Annotated in this window: 18 protein-coding genes; all 18 read right to left on the bottom strand. The window is 59.2% G+C overall.

What is annotated here, in order from left to right:
* Positions 1–24 precede the first annotated feature (24 nt).
* The 18 genes from motD to fliL all read right to left on the bottom strand — a co-directional run bounded on the left by motD (position 25) and on the right by fliL (position 17358).
* The gene (gene motD / locus NRB16_RS15605) at positions 25–912 is read right to left on the bottom strand and encodes a flagellar motor protein MotD (protein WP_045489502.1); all 888 of its coding nucleotides are present in this window, start codon (positions 910–912) and stop codon (positions 25–27) included.
* A 4-nt stretch (positions 913–916) separates the two neighbouring features.
* Entirely contained in the window at positions 917–1657 is a 741-nt protein-coding gene (locus tag NRB16_RS15600; RefSeq protein ID WP_045489498.1) for a flagellar motor protein, read from the bottom strand.
* Positions 1657–2847, bottom strand: coding sequence for a chemotaxis response regulator protein-glutamate methylesterase (locus tag NRB16_RS15595; RefSeq protein WP_045489495.1), 1191 nt, complete (start codon positions 2845–2847; stop codon positions 1657–1659). Before NRB16_RS15595 ends, NRB16_RS15600 begins: the two co-directional genes overlap by 1 nt.
* A 45-nt stretch (positions 2848–2892) precedes the next feature.
* Complete coding sequence (locus tag NRB16_RS15590) at positions 2893–5190, bottom strand: chemotaxis protein CheA (protein ID WP_257106457.1); 2298 nt, start codon at positions 5188–5190, stop codon at positions 2893–2895.
* 34 nt (positions 5191–5224) lie between these two features.
* Positions 5225–6010: a protein phosphatase CheZ gene (locus tag NRB16_RS15585; RefSeq protein ID WP_045489489.1), complete on the bottom strand. Its 786-nt coding sequence runs from the start codon at positions 6008–6010 to the stop codon at positions 5225–5227.
* 20 nt (positions 6011–6030) lie between these two features.
* On the bottom strand, positions 6031–6405 hold the full coding sequence (locus NRB16_RS15580; protein WP_173426689.1) for a chemotaxis response regulator CheY: 375 nt from the start codon (positions 6403–6405) through the stop codon (positions 6031–6033).
* 235 nt (positions 6406–6640) lie between these two features.
* The gene (fliA, locus tag NRB16_RS15575) at positions 6641–7381 is read right to left on the bottom strand and encodes an RNA polymerase sigma factor FliA (RefSeq protein WP_045489483.1); all 741 of its coding nucleotides are present in this window, start codon (positions 7379–7381) and stop codon (positions 6641–6643) included.
* On the bottom strand, positions 7378–8214 hold the full coding sequence (gene fleN / locus NRB16_RS15570; protein ID WP_045489480.1) for a flagellar synthesis regulator FleN: 837 nt from the start codon (positions 8212–8214) through the stop codon (positions 7378–7380). The genes fliA and fleN overlap by 4 nt, the downstream gene beginning before the upstream one ends.
* Before the next feature lie 115 nt (positions 8215–8329).
* Positions 8330–9664: a flagellar biosynthesis protein FlhF gene (flhF, locus tag NRB16_RS15565; RefSeq protein WP_045489477.1), complete on the bottom strand. Its 1335-nt coding sequence runs from the start codon at positions 9662–9664 to the stop codon at positions 8330–8332.
* 11 nt (positions 9665–9675) lie between these two features.
* A complete protein-coding gene (flhA, locus tag NRB16_RS15560) occupies positions 9676–11805 on the bottom strand; it encodes a flagellar biosynthesis protein FlhA (RefSeq protein WP_045489474.1) in 2130 nt (709 codons plus the stop codon).
* 132 nt (positions 11806–11937) lie between these two features.
* The gene (gene flhB, locus NRB16_RS15555) at positions 11938–13074 is read right to left on the bottom strand and encodes a flagellar biosynthesis protein FlhB (protein ID WP_045489470.1); all 1137 of its coding nucleotides are present in this window, start codon (positions 13072–13074) and stop codon (positions 11938–11940) included.
* On the bottom strand, positions 13075–13860 hold the full coding sequence (gene fliR / locus NRB16_RS15550) for a flagellar biosynthetic protein FliR (protein WP_045489467.1): 786 nt from the start codon (positions 13858–13860) through the stop codon (positions 13075–13077). It lies immediately after the preceding gene.
* A 5-nt stretch (positions 13861–13865) separates the two neighbouring features.
* Positions 13866–14135, bottom strand: a complete 270-nt coding sequence (fliQ, locus tag NRB16_RS15545) for a flagellar biosynthesis protein FliQ (protein WP_045489464.1) — start codon at positions 14133–14135, stop codon at positions 13866–13868.
* 25 nt (positions 14136–14160) lie between these two features.
* Positions 14161–14913, bottom strand: a complete 753-nt coding sequence (fliP, locus tag NRB16_RS15540) for a flagellar type III secretion system pore protein FliP (protein ID WP_045489461.1) — start codon at positions 14911–14913, stop codon at positions 14161–14163.
* Positions 14913–15353, bottom strand: coding sequence for a flagellar biosynthetic protein FliO (gene fliO / locus NRB16_RS15535; RefSeq protein ID WP_045489457.1), 441 nt, complete (start codon positions 15351–15353; stop codon positions 14913–14915). Before fliO ends, fliP begins: the two co-directional genes overlap by 1 nt.
* Complete coding sequence (gene fliN, locus NRB16_RS15530; RefSeq protein ID WP_045489454.1) at positions 15354–15821, bottom strand: flagellar motor switch protein FliN; 468 nt, start codon at positions 15819–15821, stop codon at positions 15354–15356.
* 59 nt (positions 15822–15880) lie between these two features.
* Positions 15881–16849 carry a flagellar motor switch protein FliM gene (gene fliM, locus NRB16_RS15525; protein ID WP_045489451.1) on the bottom strand — a complete coding sequence of 323 codons (969 nt, stop codon included), beginning with the start codon at positions 16847–16849 and terminating at the stop codon, positions 15881–15883.
* Positions 16850–16860: 11 nt separating this feature from the next.
* A complete protein-coding gene (gene fliL, locus NRB16_RS15520) occupies positions 16861–17358 on the bottom strand; it encodes a flagellar basal body-associated protein FliL (RefSeq protein ID WP_253140124.1) in 498 nt (165 codons plus the stop codon).
* Positions 17359–17475 lie beyond the last annotated feature (117 nt).

Below are 17475 nucleotides of genomic sequence, written 5' to 3'. Positions count from 1 at the left end.
TGCACGGCAATGTCCCTGACCGTTCTAGCGAGCGGGTGACGGAGAATTGACGGCATTGGTGCCTGACGGTGGACTTGCCGGAGCCGGTGCAGTTTGTGTGCCAGCACGCCGTAATGCTGCATCAGGGGTGGCATTGGCTGAACCACCTGCGGTTAGACTGCGGCGCACATCCAGGTTACGGGAAATAACCAGCACCACGCGACGATTCTGCGCCCGCCCCTGCGCGGTGGCATTACTGGCGATTGGCTGAAACTCAGCGTACCCCACTGAAGCCATGCGCGCCGGATTGACGCCGTACATGGCCAGCAGACGCACGATGCTCGCCGCCCGTGAAGCGGACAGCTCCCAGTTGGTCGGGAACTGCGCGGTGTTGATCGGTTGATCGTCTGTGAAACCTTCGACATGCACCGGGTTATCGAAGCGTTTGACGATATTGGCCACCCTTTCGATGATGCTGAAGGCCTGATTGCTGGGCATGGCGTCACCGCTGCCGAACAACAGGCTGGAATTAAGCTCGATCTCAACCCACAACTCGTTGCCACGCACGGTCATCTGGTCGGAGCGCAACAGGTCGCCGAATCCGGCGCGCACATCATCGGCGATGGCCTGCAACGGATCGACCGTTTTGGCACCGATACCGGCGTCAGTCTGCTCACTGTCTTTCAGAAGAGGCTCGGCAGGTCGGGTGGTCTGTGGCCGCTGCTCACCGATCGGAATCGGCTGCATGGTCCGCTCAGCGTCATTGAACACCCCGACCAGCGCCTGGGACAGAATCTTGTACTTGCCCTCGTTGAGTGACGAAATCGAGTACATCACCACAAAAAAGGCGAACAGCAAGGTGATGAAATCCGCGTAGGACACCAGCCAGCGTTCGTGATTTTCATGCTCTTCGTGGCGGCGACGACGGGACATGCAGTTACTCCATGAAGCCTTGCAGCTTGAGCTCAATGGAGCGCGGGTTTTCACCCTCGGCAATGGACAGCAGGCCTTCGAGCAGCATCTCGCGGTAGCGCGACTGGCGCAGGGCAATCGCCTTGAGTTTGTTGGCCACCGGCAGCAGGAACAGGTTGGCACTGGCCACGCCATAGATCGTGGCGACGAACGCGACCGCGATACCGCCACCCAACTGGCTCGGGTCGGCCAGATTGCCCATCACGTGGATCAGGCCCATGACCGCACCGATGATGCCGATGGTCGGCGCGTAACCGCCCATGCTTTCGTAAACCTTGGCGGCCTGGATATCGCGGTTTTCCTGGGTAATGAAATCGACTTCCAGAATACTGCGAATCGACGCCGGCTCCGCACCGTCAACCAGCAGTTGCAGGCCCTTGCGCGCATAGGGGTCAGGCTCGGTGTCTGCCACGCTCTCCAGCCCCAGCAGGCCTTCCTTGCGCGCCGTCATGCTCCAGCCAATGATCCGGTCAATGCCGCCAGGCAGATCGATGCGTGGCGGAAACAGAATCCAGCGCAGGATCTGCACGGCACGTTTGAACGCACTCATCGGTGCCTGCAACAACGCAGCCGCCAGGGTGCCGCCCAGCACGATCAGCGCGGCCGGGCCGTTGACCAGCGAGCTGACATGCCCGCCCTCAAGCAGATTGCCACCCAGAATCGCGACAAACGCCAGAATCAGGCCGATAAGGCTCAGTACATCCATTACAGGCACGCCTCCACGATGTGCCGGCCGATATCGTCCAGGCTGTACACCGCATCCGCCAGATCAGCCTTGACGATGGCCATCGGCATACCATAAATCACGCAACTGGCCTCATCCTGGGCCCATACGGTGCTGCCGCCCTGCTTGAGCATGCGCGCACCTTCACGGCCGTCGGCGCCCATTCCGGTGAGGACCACCGACAGCACCTTGTCACCGTAGGCCTTGGCCGCCGAGCCAAAGGTGATATCCACGCACGGCTTGTAGTTCAGGCGCTCATCACCGGGCAGGATTTTCACCGCGCCACGGCCATCGACCATCATCTGTTTGCCACCCGGAGCCAGCAACGCCAGACCCGGACGCAGCAGATCACCGTCTTCGGCTTCCTTGACGCTGATCTTGCACAACTTGTCGAGGCGCTCGGCAAACGCCTTGGTAAAGGCTGCCGGCATGTGCTGGATGAGCACGATGGGCGCCGGGAAGTTGGCAGGCAATTGGGTCAACACGCGCTGCAACGCAACCGGCCCACCGGTGGAGGTGCCAATGGCTACCAGCTTGTAGGCCTTGCGCCGTGGCGCCGGCGAATGATGAGCATGGGCCGGCGCAGCAGCCGGGCTGGCGGATGCTGTGACCGGCGCCGCGCGACTGGTCAACGGCCGGGTAGCCGCCGGAGCAGGCGCCGGCGCCACAGGGGGCGGCGTGCGCCGCACACTCGGGCTGGCCGCAGGTGCCGGGGCGGATGCCGTAGCCGCAGGCGTTGACTGCGAGCTGCTGCCAAACGAGCTGAAACGACGATTACTGCGCGCGATGCTGTTGATCTTCTCGCACAGCAACTGTTTGACCTTGTCAGGGTTGCGCGAGATGTCTTCGAAATTCTTGGGCAGGAAGTCGACCGCACCGGCATCCAGCGCGTCGAGTGTGACCCGCGCGCCCTCGTGGGTCAGGGAGGAGAACATCAATACCGGCGTAGGGATACGCTGCATGATGTGGCGGACCGAAGTGATGCCGTCCATCATCGGCATCTCGTAGTCCATGGTGATCACATCAGGCTTGAGCGCCAGGGCCTGTTCGATGGCTTCCTTGCCGTTGGTTGCGGTACCGACCACCTGAATGAGCGGGTCCGAAGAGAGGATTTCCGTAACGCGGCGGCGGAAAAAACCCGAATCATCCACCACCAGGACCTTGACTGCCATAAACACTCCAATAGACCCCGGGACAATACTGCCCCGGGGCCAGAATCAAATACGCCGTGCGGCGTAACGCTTGAGCATGCTCGGAACATCAAGGATCAAGGCAATCCGACCGTCACCGGTAATGGTGGCGCCTGACATGCCAGGGGTGCCTTGCAGCATCTTGCCCAGCGGTTTGATGACCACCTCTTCCTGGCCGACCAGTTGATCAACCACGAAACCAATGCGCTGCGTGCCGACCGACAGAATCACCACGTGCCCTTCGCGCTGCTCCTCATGAGCTGCCGACTTGATCAGCCAGCGTTTGAGGTAGAACAGTGGCAGTGCCTTGTCGCGCACGATCACCACTTCCTGGCCGTCAACCACATTGGTGGTCGACAGGTCGAGGTGGAAGATTTCGTTGACGTTGACCAGCGGGAATGCAAACGCCTGGTCGGCGAGCATCACCATCAGGGTCGGCATGATCGCCAGGGTCAGCGGCACCTTGATGACGATCTTCGAACCCTGGCCCTTGGTCGAATAGATGTTGATCGTACCGTTGAGCTGGGAAATCTTGGTTTTCACCACGTCCATGCCAACCCCACGACCGGACACATCGGAAATCTCGGTCTTGGTCGAGAAGCCGGGGGCGAAGATCAGGTTGTAGCAGTCGCTGTCGCTGAGACGATCGGCCGCGTCCTTGTCCATGACGCCGCGCTTGACCGCAATGGCGCGCAGCACGGCCGGGTCCATGCCCTTGCCGTCATCGGAAATCGACAACAGGATGTGATCGCCTTCCTGCTCGGCCGACAGCACCACCCGGCCACTGCGTGACTTGCCGCTGGCCTCACGCTCCTCAGGAGTTTCCACACCGTGGTCGACCGCGTTACGCACCAAGTGCACCAACGGGTCAGCGAGCGCCTCGACCAGGTTCTTGTCCAGGTCGGTCTCTTCACCCACCAGTTCCAGGTTGATCTCTTTCTTGAGCTGGCGTGCCAGGTCACGAACCAGACGCGGAAAGCGGCCGAAGACTTTCTTGATCGGCTGCATGCGGGTCTTCATGACCGCGGTTTGCAGGTCGGCGGTGACCACATCCAGGTTGGAAACCGCCTTGGACATCGCTTCATTGCCGCTGTTGAGGCCAAGGCGTACCAGACGGTTACGCACCAGCACCAACTCGCCGACCATGTTCATGATCTCGTCAAGCCGCGCGGTATCGACGCGCACCGTGGTTTCGGCTTCTGTCGCGGTCGGCTTCTCGGCTGGCGCGGCAGCAGCTCTGGCCGGTGCGGCAGCGGCAGGCTTGGCCGCCGCGGGCGCAGGCGCAGGCGCAGGCGCAGCAGCAGGGCCGCCCACGGCAGGCCCGCCCTTGGCGCCGGGGGCGGGGGGTTGGCCCCCCGGCGCTGCGGCGGCAACCGCGCCGCTTACTGCCGCCGGTTCGAACTTGCCCTTGCCGTGCAACTCGTCGAGCAGGTTTTCAAATTCGTGATCGGTGATTTCATCCGATGCAGGGCTGCTGGCAGGTGCCGCAGGGGCAACGGCCACCGCTTCTACAGCGCCGCTGAACGAGCCTTTGCCGTGCAACTGATCAAGCAGCGACTCGAATTCGTCGTCGGTGATTTCATCCGAGGCAGCGCCAGCGGGCGCTGCGACAGCAGGTGCTGCAGCACTGACAGTGGCGACGCTGGCATCGAACGAACCCTTGCCATGCAACTGATCGAGCAGCGCTTCGAATTCGTGATCGGTGATTTCATCACTCGCTGCAGCCGCAGGCGCGGCTGGCGCAGACGGCGTAGCGGCGACCGGGCTGCCGGCCGGGCCGTGCAGGGAGTCGAGCAGCCGCTCGAACTCATCGTCGGTGATCAGGTCGGAGCCGGCCTCCCCGGCAGCCGGTGCAGCCGCCTCGACAACCGGTTCCGGCGCGGGCTCAGGAGCCGGCTCAGGAGCCGCTGCCACCGCAGCCACTTCGTCAGCTGACTCAGGCTCTGCCAGCCGTGACAGTGCCTGCAGCAGCTCAGGGGTAGCAGGCGTGATGTCACTGCGCTCACGCACCTGGCCGAACATGCTGTTGACGGTATCCAGTGCTTCGAGGACCACGTCCATCAATTCGGCGTTAACGCGACGCTCACCCTTGCGCAGGATGTCGAACACGTTCTCGGCAATGTGGCAGCACTCGACAAGCTCATGCAACTGAAGGAAGCCGGCGCCTCCTTTTACAGTGTGAAAACCGCGAAAAATTGCGTTGAGCAAGTCCGCGTCATCCGGGCGACTTTCAAGCTCGACCAGTTGTTCAGACAATTGCTCGAGAATTTCGCCGGCCTCTACCAGAAAATCCTGGAGGATCTCTTCATCGGCGCCGAAGCTCATTGGGGTGCTCCCTAAAATTAACCGTCAACTGACCTTAGAAGCCAAGGCTGGATAGCAAGTCGTCCACATCATCCTGACCGGAAACGACATCTTCCCGTTTATCGGCATGAATCTGCGGACCTTCACCCTGAGCAAGATGTTTTTTCGGATCTTTTTCTGCTTGCATCGCTTCACGGTCATGCTCGATCCCGGCAAAGCGATCAACATGGCTGGCCATCAGTACCAGCTTGAGCAGGTTGCTCTCAACTTCGGTGACCAGTTGCGTCACGCGCTTGATCACCTGACCGGTAAGGTCCTGATAATCCTGGGCCAGCAGAATGTCGTTGAGATGGCTGGCAACGGCATGGCTCTCTTTCTCGGTACGCGAGAGGAAACCGTCCACTCGTTTGGCCAGATCACGAAACTCCTCAGCACCGATTTCGCGGCGCATGAAGCGCCCCCAGTCGGCACTCAGCGCCTTGGCGTCGTCACTGAGGCTGTTCATCAACGGTGTGCTTTGCTCCACCAGATCCATGGTGCGGTTGGCCGCACCCTCGGTCAGCCTTACAACATACGACAAGCGCTCGGCGGCATCAGTGATCTGGGACACCTCTTCGGCTTGAGGCATCTGCGGATCGATATGGAAATTGACGATCGCGCTGTGCAGCTCACGCGTCAATTTGCCCACTTCCTGATACAGGCCGCGGTCGCGCGCCTGGTTGAGCTCATGGATCAGTTGCACGGCGTCGCCGAATTTGCCTTTTTCAAGGCTGGCGACCAGCTCGTGCGCGTGTTTTTTCAGGGTCGACTCGAAGTCACCCAATGAATCATTGTTATCCATAGCGCCCTCGCGGCATGCACTCAGCTATTGACGCGCTCGAAGATCTTTTCAATCTTCTCTTGCAATACCTGGGCGGTGAAAGGCTTGACCACATAGCCGTTCACACCGGCCTGGGCCGCTTCAATGATCTGCTCACGCTTGGCTTCAGCAGTCACCATCAGCACCGGAATGTTCTTCAGGCGCTCGTCCTGACGCACCTGGCGCAGCAGGTCGATACCCGACATGCCAGGCATGTTCCAGTCGGTTACCAGAAAATCAAAGGCACCGCTTTGCAGCATCGGCAGCGCGGTAAGACCGTCATCTGCTTCCGATGTATTGGTAAACCCCAGGTCACGCAACAGATTTTTTATGATCCGCCGCATCGTTGAAAAGTCATCAACGATGAGGATTTTCATGTTCTTGTCCAATTCGACCTCCAAGCAGTCTTTAACGAGCCCGCTCCCCGGACCCGCCGTTCACTCAATACAGGTACAGCAACCCCCCGGTGCAACCAGCGCTCGACGCACCAGACACCAGAACACGGCCAAATCGCCTGCAAACAACCCTGTAGAGTTGATTGACAGGCTCCTGCCTTGTCCGGGTAGTCGACACCTCAAGCCCTGCACAGCCGGCCTGAAACCAATGGATCTGTCAGCGCGCCCGCCATTCCCCCAAACGACCTCGCAAGCGGGCTGCGCACTGACTGTGTAACTGGCTGACCCGAGATTCGCTGACCCCAAGGACCTCACCGATCTCTTTGAGGTTCAACTCCTCGTCATAGTACAACGCCAGCACCAAACGCTCACGCTCCGGAAGATTGGCAATGGCATCGGCCAATGCTTTCTGGAAGCGCTCGTCCTCAAGATCGCGCGACGGCTCCAGCGAACCGCTGGCGCCATCTTCGTGCAGCCCATCATGCTCGCCGTCCTGCAACAGGTCGTCAAAGCTGAACAGCCGACTGCCCAAAGTGTCGTTCAAGATAGCGTAATAATCATCAAGACTTAACTGGAGTTCGGCAGCAACTTCATGATCTTTAGCGTCGCGCCCTGTTCTTGCTTCAATAGCGCGAATCGCATCACTGACCATCCGGGTATTTCGATGCACTGAACGCGGCGCCCAGTCACCTTTACGCACCTCGTCAAGCATCGCGCCACGGATCCGAATGCCGGCGTAGGTTTCGAAACTGGCACCCTTGGTGGAGTCGTATTTGGTCGATACTTCAAGCAGGCCGATCATGCCCGCCTGGATCAGGTCTTCGACCTGGACGCTGGCAGGCAGACGGGCCAGCAGGTGGTAGGCAATACGCTTGACCAGTGGCGCATAGCGCTCAATCAACTCGTATTGCGAATTCCTTGATGCCTTGCTGTACATCTGATAACCGCTGGCTGTCATTGAACCGGTCCCGCTGCACTGGTCTGGTGAACAAGTCGCTCGACAAAGAACTCAAGGTGCCCACGCGGATTGGCCGGCAACGGCCAGGTATCGACCTTCTGGGCAATGGCTCGGAATGCCAGCGCGCATTTGGAGCGTGGAAAGGCTTCGTAGACCGCACGTTGCTTTTGCACCGCCTTGCGCACACATTCGTCATAGGGCACTGCGCCGACATACTGCAAGGCCACGTCCAGAAAACGATCGGTCACCTTGGTCAGTTTGGCAAACAGGTTACGACCCTCTTGCGGCGTCTGCGCCATGTTGGCCAGGACCCTGAAGCGGTTCATGCCGTAGTCGCGATTGAGCAGTTTGATCAGCGCGTAAGCGTCGGTGATCGAGGTCGGTTCATCGCAGACCACCAGCAAGACCTCTTGGGCGGCACGCACGAAACTGACCACCGATTCACCGATACCGGCTGCGGTGTCGATCACCAGCACATCAAGATTGTCGCCAAGCTCGCTGAACGCCTGGATCAGGCCGGCATGCTGCGCGGGCGCCAGGTGCACCATGCTCTGGGTACCGGAGGCCGCTGGCACGATACGCACGCCGCCAGGCCCCTGGAGCAGGACGTCACGCAGCTCACAGCGGCCCTCGATGACATCGGCCAGGGTGCGTTTGGGCGTAAGGCCCAGCAAAACATCAACGTTGGCCAGACCAAGATCAGCATCAAGCAGCATGACGCGACGGCCGAGCTCGGCCAGCGCCAGCGACAGATTCACTGAAACGTTGGTCTTGCCAACGCCACCTTTGCCGCCGGTCACGGCGATAACCTGTACGGGATGCATGCTGCCCATGTTATTTCTTTACCTTGTCATGCGTAGACTGGAGCCACATTACGGGCTGCACGTTCCGTGACGAACAATGCCTGGCAGACCACCGATGCAGTAATTTTTTAGTCGTGTTCATCAATCACCCCACTCGCTTGCCGGGGTTGTGATAAAGGTCGGCGAACATGTCCGCCATAGCCTCTTCGCTGGGTTCATCCTGCATTTGCACACTGACGGCCCGACTCACCAGTTGATGGCGGCGTGGCAGATGCAAATCATCAGGAATACGCGGCCCATCGGTCAGATAGGCCACGGGGAGTTCATGCCCGATCGCCAGGCTCAGCACTTCACCCAGGCTGGCAGTTTCATCCAGTTTGGTCAGGATGCAGCCGGCCAGCCCGCAACGTTTGTAGCTGTGGTAAGCGGCGGTCAACACCTGCTTCTGGCTGGTAGTGGCCAGGACCAGATAGTTGCGTGAACGAATCCCGCGCCCGGCCAGGCTTTCAAGCTGCAGGCGCAGCGCCGGATCGCTGGCTTGCAGGCCGGCGGTATCGATCAGCACCACACGCTTGCGGATCAGCGGTTCGAGCGCCTGGGCCAGGGACTGTCCCGGATCGACGTGGGTCACCGGCACATTGAGAATACGCCCAAGGGTCTTGAGCTGCTCCTGGGCACCGATCCGGAAGCTGTCCATGCTCACCAGCGCGATATTCTGCGCGCCGTACTTGAGCACGTAACGCGCCGCCAGCTTGGCCAGCGTAGTGGTCTTGCCCATCCCTGCCGGACCGACCATCGCGATCACCCCGCCCTCTTCCAGCGGCTCGTTGTCAGGCACATTGATCATCCGCGCCAGATGCGCCAGCAACATGCGCCAGGCATGACGGGGATCGTCGATATCGGGAACCATATCCAGCAGATCCCGCGACAGCGGGCCGGACAGGCCAACGCGCTGCAGACGCCGCCACAGGTTGGCCTGCTGCGGACGACTGCCCTGCAATTGCGTCCAGGCCAGCGAACCCAACTGGACTTCCAGCAGCTCGCGCAAGCCGTTGAGCTCCGAGCGCATCGAGTCAAACGCACGCTGGTTCAGCGTCGGCTCGGCAACGCCGGGTGCAGCGACGGCAACAGCAGGACGCGGCGGTTCTTCGAGGGTCGGCTCGATGTGCCGGTCGGCAGCGCTCAGCGGCAAGCCAGAAAACAACTGACGGTTGCTCGATACGTCATCGCCTTCGTTGCGACTTTCGAGTTCAGCTTGCGCCGAGACGATCCGCGACTGAGTCTTGCGCAGCTCGTCTTCAAGCTCCATGTTCGGCACCCGCGGCGCCAGCGCAGACAGCTTGTAATCAAGAGCAGCAGTCAGCTCAACGCCACCGGCAATGCGCCGATTTCCGATGATGGCCGCCTCGGCGCCCAGCTCATCGCGAACCAGTTTCATGGCTTGACGCATATCGGCGGCGAAAAAACGCTTAACTTGCATGACTCACTACCTCAGCCGTTAGGCCCGACAGTCGCTACGATGGTGACTTGCTTGTTGTCAGGAATTTCCTGGTACGCCAGAACATGCATGTTCGGTACAGCCAATCGTCCAAATCGTGACAGCATGGCCCGGATCGGACCTGCCACCAGCAAAATCACCGGCGAGCCTTGCATCTCTTGACGCTGCGCCGCCTCAATCAACGAGCGTTGCAGCTTCTCGGCCATGCTTGGCTCCAGAAGAACGCCTTCTTCCTGACCCTGACCCGCCTTCTGCATACTATTTAGCAAAATCTGTTCCAATCTAGGCTCAAGGGTGATGACAGGCAGCTCTGTCTCAGTCCCTACAATGCTTTGCACGATCGCCCGGCTCAACCCGACCCGTACCACAGCCACCAACGCGGCGGTATCTTGACTCCTGGCCGCATTGTTCGCGATGGCCTCGGCAATCGTGCGGATATCGCGCACCGGCACATGCTCGGCCAGCAGCGCCTGCAGCACATTGAGCAGCGCCGACAACGACAGCACCCCAGGCACCAGCTCTTCAGCCAGCTTGGGCGAACTCTTGGCCAGCAACTGCATCAGTTGCTGCACTTCCTCGTGGCCGATCAATTCATGGGAGTGCTTGTAGAGAATCTGGTTCAGGTGCGTCGCCACAACGGTGCTGGCATCCACCACTGTGTAACCCAACGACTGGGCCTGGCTGCGCTGACTGATTTCGATCCACACCGCTTCCAGACCAAACGCCGGATCGCGCGCATTGATACCGTTGAGGGTACCGAACACCTGACCCGGGTTGATCGCCAGTTCACGGTCCGGATAAATCTCCGCCTCGGCCAGAATCACCCCCATCAGCGTCAAACGATAGGCGCTGGGCGCCAGATCGAGGTTGTCGCGAATGTGCACCGTGGGCATCAGAAAGCCCAGGTCTTGGGAAAGCTTCTTGCGCACACCCTTGATCCGCGCCAGCAACTGACCACCCTGATTGCGATCCACCAGCGGAATCAGCCGGTAACCGACCTCAAGACCGATGATGTCGACCGGCGTTACGTCGTCCCAGCCCAACTCCTTGGAGTCCTGGGCACGCACTGGCGAAGGCAGCAGGTCCTGCTGACGCTGCACCTCGGCCAGCGCCACAGCCTTGGCATTCTGGTCACGGCGCCACAGCCAGTAGGCAGCACCCGAGGCGATTGCCCCCAGACCAATGAAGGCAAAGTGCGGCATGCCAGGCACCAGGCCCATGACGATCATGATCGCCCCCGACACCGCCAGCGCCTTATAAGACGAGAACATCTGGCGGTTGATCTGCTTCCCCATTTCTTCCGAACCGGAAGCACGGGTCACCATGATCGCCGCTGCGGTCGACAGCAACAGAGATGGCAATTGCGCCACCAGACCGTCACCGATCGCCAGCAAGGTATAAACACGCCCGGCGTCGCCAAAGCTCATGCTGTGTTGCAACATGCCCACCAGCATGCCGCCGATCAGGTTGATGAACAGAATCAGCAGACCGGCAATAGCGTCACCGCGCACAAACTTGCTGGCACCGTCCATCGAGCCATAGAACTCGGCCTCGGCGGCCACTTCAGAACGACGCGCCTTGGCCTGGTTCTGGTCAATCAATCCAGCATTGAGATCGGCATCGATCGCCATCTGCTTACCCGGCATGGCGTCAAGAGTAAAGCGCGCACTGACCTCGGAAATCCGCCCGGCACCCTTGGTGATTACCACGAAGTTGATGATCATCAGGATGGTGAAGACCACGATACCGACAACGTAGTTACCACCGATCACCACCTCACCAAAGGCCTGGATGACCTTACCGGCAGCGTCGTGACCATCCTGGCCGTGCAACAGCACCACCCGGGTCGAGGCGACGTTCAACGCCAGACGCAACAGGGTGGCGACCAGCAGGATGGTCGGGAATACCGAGAAGTCCAGCGGCCGCATGGCGTACACACAGACCAGCAGAACCACGATCGACAAGGCAATGTTGAAGGTGAAAAACACGTCGAGCAGGAACGGCGGGATTGGCAACATCATCATTGCCAGCAGCGACAGCAATAATATCGGCACGCCCAACTGGCCGCGCCCGAACCCGGCCAGATTGCTGCGCGCGTTACTGATTAACTGAGAGCGATCCACCGGTTCTTTCCTGCATCAGACCAAAACTTTGACGCCCCACGCGCCATGCACTGGCCTACTGCAAGAAACCGTCCAACTTTGCCGCCACAACCGCGTCGATAAAACCATCCATCGTCGACGCAGAAATCGTCATCAGGAGTCGCGCTGCAGATCGGGCGGAATGGGAAGATCGCCCAAAGGATCCGGACGCTTGGCGCGCCCGGCATGGAATTGACGAATCTGAAAGACATAGGCCAGCACCTGCGCCACAGCAAGATACAGACCGGCCGGAATCTCTTCTTCCAGCTCGGTGCTGTAGTAAATCGAACGCGCCAGGGCAGCCGACTCCAGGATCAGGATCTGGTTGTGCGCACCGATCTCACGAATCTTCAGGGCAATCATATCCACCCCTTTGGCCAGCAGCATCGGCGCCCCACCCTTTTCAGGGTCGTACTTGAGCGCTACGGCAAAGTGGGTGGGGTTGGTAATGATCACGTCCGCCTCGGGAATGGCAGCCATCATCCGCCGCTGAGACATCTGAAACTGCAGTTGGCGAATACGCTGTTTGACTTCCGGACTACCATCACTGTTCTTGTGCTCATCACGCACTTCCTGCTTGGTCATCAGCAGTTTTTTATGCGCCTCGTACAGCTGGAACGGCACATCCACCGCCGCAATCAGAAACAGCCCGGACACGATCCACAAGGTGCTCCAACCCACCACTTGCAGACTATGGATCATCGCCTGCTCAAGCGGCTCATAAGCGATAGCCACCAGATCATCACGGTCGCCGTCGATCACCACCAGCGCAACGATAAGGATGATCAGAAACTTCGCCAACGACTTGAGCAACTCTACCAGCGAATGCATCGAGAACATGCGCTTGATGCCGGACAACGGATTCATCCGGCTGAATTTGGGCATCAGCGATTTGGTCGTGAACAGCCAGCCACCAAGCAGGATCGGCCCCACCAGAGCCGCTACCAGCATGGCGACCATGAACGGCAACATGACAATGATCGCGAACTTTCCCGACTTGAGAAGCATGGTTCCCATCCAGGTCGGGTCCATGAGCGCTTCACGAGAAATCGAGAAGTTGTCGCGCATCAACTCCTGCATCATTTGGGCAATACCGCCACCAAATATCAACAGCCCGACCGCCCCCATAAGCGTAACAACCAGCGTGGTCAGCTCCTTGGATCTGGCAATCTGCCCCTCAGCCCGGGTGTCACGGATTTTCTTCTCCGTGGGGTCTTCTGTCTTGTCCTGACCACTCTCGCTCTCGGCCATTCAACGCGCCCTCACCAGATCTCGCAGTTGCTGCAAGGCTTCGACCGCCATTGGCTGATACTGGCCCAGCATGTCAGCCATGCTCATCCACAAGATGACCATACCAAGCACCAGAGTCATCGGGAAACCGATGGAGAAGATGTTCAATTGCGGCGCGGCGCGAGTCATGATGCCAAACGCAATGTTGATGATCAGCAAGGCGGCAATGGCTGGCAGAACCAGACGCAACCCCGCTGCCAGCGTCCAGCTCAGACCATTGGCCAACCCCCAGAAGCTGTTGATCTGCAAGCCCCCGCCAACCGGGAGCGTAGTGAAGCTCTCGATGAGAACCTCCAGCACCACCAGGTGGCCATTCATGGCCAGAAACATCAGGGTGACCAGCATGGTAAAGAATTGCCCGACCACAGCTGTAGATACGCCGTTGGCAGGGTCAACCATCGAGGCGAAGCCCATACCCATCTGGGTAGCGATGATCTGGCCGGCGATCACGAACACTTGAAAGAACAGCTGCAGGCACAACCCCATGCCAACCCCGATGATTACCTGCTCGCCAATCAGCAGTAACGCACTGAGATCCAATGCCTGCACAGCCGGAACCGGTGGCAGCACCGGCGCTACAACCACTGTGATAGCGACCGCCAAATACAGGCGCACACGCCGTGGCACCAGCGTCGTGCCGATAATCGGCATGGTCATCAGCAAAGCGACAATACGAAACAACGGCAGCATGAAACTGGCCACCCACGTGCTGATCTGGGTGTCGGTCAGCATGAGCAATGGCTGCATGATCCTCAGCCGATCAAGGTGGGAATGCTGTTGAACAGATTCAGGACATAGTCCATGAACACTTTCAACAACCAGGGACCGGTGACAATCAGCGTGATGAGCATCACCAACAGGCGCGGCAGAAAGCTCAGGGTCTGTTCGTTGATTTGCGTGGCCGCCTGAAATATGGCCACGATAAGACCACAGATCAGGCTCGGCACCACCAGAATGGCCACCAGCATGGTGGTCAACCACAACGCCTCGCGAAACAGATCGACCGCGACTTCAGGGGTCATGACAACGACGCCTCCACCAGACTCTTCATACGCCGCCAAAACTGCCAGCCAAAGTACCGACAATCAACGCCCAGCCATCAACCAGCACAAACAGCATGATCTTGAATGGCAATGAGATGATCAGCGGCGAGAGCATCATCATACCCATCGCCATCAGCACACTGGCCACCACCATGTCGATGATCAGAAACGGGATGAAGATCATGAAACCGATCTGGAACGCCGTCTTGAGCTCAGAGATCACAAATGCCGGCACCAGGATGGTCAGGGGCGCGGCATCCGGTGTAGGAATATCAGTGCGTTTGGACAGACGCATGAACAGTTCCAGGTCGCTGGTCCGGGTCTGGGCCAGCATGAAGTCCTTGATCGGCACCTGGGCTTTGGCGACCGCTTGCTGGGCAGTAAGGGTCTCAGCCAGATAAGGCTGCAGAGCATCGTTGTTCACCCGATCAAACACCGGCGCCATGATGAACATGGTCAGAAACAGCGCCATGCCAATCAGAATCTGGTTCGATGGGGTTTGCTGCAAGCCCAGAGCCTGGCGCAGAATCGAGAACACCACGATGATCCGGGTGAAACTGGTCATCAGCATGACGAATGCCGGAATAAAACTCAGCGCCGTCATGATCAGCAAGATCTGCAAGCTGACCGAATACTCCTGCTGACCGTCAGTCCCGTTGGACAGCGTAATAGCCGGAATCGACAACGGATCGGCCGCCAGGGCCACAGGTGCTCCCAGCCCCAACAACAGCACCACCAGCCAACGCAAGGCACCCATCACTTGTTGTCCTTATCCTTGCCCATGAGCTCCAGCAGGCGCTGGGCGAACTCGGGAGTGGCCGGCTCGCGAACCGGCACCTGAACATTTTCATTGAGCACATGCAGAGGCGTGATACGCCCAGGCGTGATCCCCAATAAAATCTGCTCCTTACCCACCTGAACCAGTACCAGCCGGTCACGCGGCCCCAAAGCTCTGGAGCCAACCAATTCGATAACCTGCTGATTGCCGATCGACGCCCCCTGAACCCGACGCATCACCCACGCCAGCACAAAGATCAGCCCGATGACCAGCAACAGCCCCAGTAATAACTGCAACAGTTGCCCACCCCAGCCACCGGACAGAGCGCTACCCACCTGCGGGGCAGCCGCCTGAGCTGTCGGCTCGGCTGCCAGCACAGCCAAAGGCGCAGCCAGCAACAGCATCAACCAGCGGTTCACTTAGCGCAGCTTCTTGATGCGTTCACTCGGACTGATCACGTCAGTCAGGCGAATGCCGAACTTTTCATTGACCACCACCACCTCGCCATGGGCGATCAGGGTGCCATTAACCAGCACATCCAGCGGCTCTCCCGCCAGGCGATCAAGCTCGATCACCGAGCCCTGGTTGAGCTGCAAAAGGTTACGAATGCTGATATCGGTGCTGCCCACTTCCATGGAAATCGACACCGGGATATCCAGGATCACATCCAGGTTCGGACCATCGAGCGTGACCGGCGCAGTGCTCTTGGGCACACTGCCAAACTCTTCCATGGGCATACGATTGGAGCTGGGGCGGCTCGCTTCATCAGCCGCCAGCAGCGCATCAATATCAGACTGCCCTCCCTCGCCGGCTTCATTCAGCGCAGCAGCCCACTCATCGGCCAACGCCTGATCATCAGCAGACGTCATATCGTTTTCATCAGCCATCGGTTGTCCTCTGCGGGCAGTAATTCAATTACGCAATTGGGTTGTGGCGCGACGGTCTGTCAACGCCGCTCTATCGGTTCGATAACCTGCAAGGCCAGATTGCCCTTGTGCGAACCGAGCTTGACCTTGAATGACGGCACACCGTTGGCGCGCATGACCAGCGCCTCGGGCAGCTCGACAGGAATCACATCGCCAGGCTGCATGTGCAGGATGTCGCGCAACTGCAACTGACGCTGCGCAACCGTAGTCGTCAGCGGGACCGATACATCCAGCACGTCCTCCTTGAGTGCCTTGATCCAGCGCTCATCCTGATCATCCAGATCAGACTGAAAGCCGGCATCAAGCATCTCGCGGATCGGCTCGATCATCGAATAAGGCATGGTCACGTGCAGGTCGCCGCCACCGCCATCGAGTTCGATATGGAAGGTCGAGATCACGACGGCTTCACTGGGCCCGACGATGTTGGCCATGGCCGGGTTCACTTCCGAGTTGATGTACTCGAAATTGACCTCCATGATTGCCTGCCAGGCCTCCTTGAGGTCGATAAATACCTGATCGAGCACCATACGCACCACACGCAGTTCGGTCGGCGTGAACTCACGCCCCTCGATCTTGGCATGGCGCCCGTCACCGCCAAAGAAGTTGTCCACCAGCTTGAACACCAGCTTGGCGTCAAGAATGAACAAGGCAGTGCCGCGCAGCGGCTTGATCTTGGCCAGGTTGAGGCTGGTGGGCACATACAACGAATGCACGTACTCACCGAACTTCATTACCTGTACGCCACCCACCGCAACATCCGCCGAGCGGCGCAGCAGATTGAACATGCTGATGCGGGTGTAACGGGCGAACCGCTCGTTGATCATTTCCAGGGTCGGCATGCGACCCCGGACGATCCGGTCCTGGCTGGTCAGGTCATAACTTTTGACGCTGCCAGGCTCGACTGCGTTATCGGTCTGGACCATTCCATCGTCCACGCCGTGCAGCAGCGCGTCGATCTCATCCTGGGACAGCAGGTCTTGCACGGCCATGTCCTGGAGTCCTACTGCAATACGAAGTTGGTGAAGAGCAGCTGCTCAATCACAGTCTTGCCCAGCTCTTTTTGAGCGACTTCCTGAATGCTGGCCGTGGCTTTCTGGCGCAACATTTCCTGGCCGATCGGCGATGACAGCGATTCGAACGGGATACCGGCGAACAGCATGACCAGATTATTGCGAATGGTCGGCATATGCACTTTCAGCGCCTCCATGTCTGCCGTATTGCGTGCAAGCATGGTGATGTTGACCTGCATGTAACGCTGGCGTCCGTTGGCATTGAAGTTGACCACGAATGCCGGTGTGAGAGGTTCGAATACCGCAGGTTGCCGAACATTCGCTGCGGCCGCAGCCGCTGCCGGATCAGGCTTGGGCTCGGATTTGTGCATGAGAAACCAGGTCGCGCCTGCCGACAAGCCTACCGCCAGCAACAGGGCAACAACGCCGATAATGATGAGCTTGAGTTTACTTTTCGAGCCGGGCTCTTTAACTGCGTCACTCGCCATGCCAATAATCCGTCAGTATTCAAGGGGTTCGTTGATACGTAACAGAGTTTGAGCAAGTGTTATGCCAGAGTGGCGAGCACAGCAGAGGAAAGCGCGCACTGAGCAATTTCAGGCGCG

Source organism: Pseudomonas sp. LJDD11, assembly GCF_024584215.1.
In the GTDB taxonomy this organism is placed as follows: domain Bacteria; phylum Pseudomonadota; class Gammaproteobacteria; order Pseudomonadales; family Pseudomonadaceae; genus Aquipseudomonas.
This window is presented reverse-complemented; position numbering and strand designations above follow the sequence as displayed.

Bases quoted from the DNA above. Each gene is read 5' to 3' on its own strand.
- motD (WP_045489502.1), bottom strand. From the start codon at position 912: ATGTCCCGTCGTCGCCGCCACGAAGAGCATGAAAATCACGAACGCTGG.
- NRB16_RS15600 (WP_045489498.1), bottom strand. From the start codon at position 1,657: ATGGATGTACTGAGCCTTATCGGCCTGATTCTGGCGTTTGTCGCGATT.
- NRB16_RS15595 (WP_045489495.1), bottom strand. From the start codon at position 2,847: ATGGCAGTCAAGGTCCTGGTGGTGGATGATTCGGGTTTTTTCCGCCGC.
- NRB16_RS15590 (WP_257106457.1), bottom strand. From the start codon at position 5,190: ATGAGCTTCGGCGCCGATGAAGAGATCCTCCAGGATTTTCTGGTAGAG.
- NRB16_RS15585 (WP_045489489.1), bottom strand. From the start codon at position 6,010: ATGGATAACAATGATTCATTGGGTGACTTCGAGTCGACCCTGAAAAAA.
- NRB16_RS15580 (WP_173426689.1), bottom strand. From the start codon at position 6,405: ATGAAAATCCTCATCGTTGATGACTTTTCAACGATGCGGCGGATCATA.
- fliA (WP_045489483.1), bottom strand. From the start codon at position 7,381: ATGACAGCCAGCGGTTATCAGATGTACAGCAAGGCATCAAGGAATTCG.
- fleN (WP_045489480.1), bottom strand. From the start codon at position 8,214: ATGGGCAGCATGCATCCCGTACAGGTTATCGCCGTGACCGGCGGCAAA.
- flhF (WP_045489477.1), bottom strand. From the start codon at position 9,664: ATGCAAGTTAAGCGTTTTTTCGCCGCCGATATGCGTCAAGCCATGAAA.
- flhB (WP_045489470.1), bottom strand. From the start codon at position 13,074: ATGGCCGAGAGCGAGAGTGGTCAGGACAAGACAGAAGACCCCACGGAG.
- fliR (WP_045489467.1), bottom strand. From the start codon at position 13,860: ATGCAGCCATTGCTCATGCTGACCGACACCCAGATCAGCACGTGGGTG.
- fliQ (WP_045489464.1), bottom strand. From the start codon at position 14,135: ATGACCCCTGAAGTCGCGGTCGATCTGTTTCGCGAGGCGTTGTGGTTG.
- fliP (WP_045489461.1), bottom strand. From the start codon at position 14,913: ATGGGTGCCTTGCGTTGGCTGGTGGTGCTGTTGTTGGGGCTGGGAGCA.
- fliN (WP_045489454.1), bottom strand. From the start codon at position 15,821: ATGGCTGATGAAAACGATATGACGTCTGCTGATGATCAGGCGTTGGCC.
- fliM (WP_045489451.1), bottom strand. From the start codon at position 16,849: ATGGCCGTGCAAGACCTGCTGTCCCAGGATGAGATCGACGCGCTGCTG.
- fliL (WP_253140124.1), bottom strand. From the start codon at position 17,358: ATGGCGAGTGACGCAGTTAAAGAGCCCGGCTCGAAAAGTAAACTCAAG.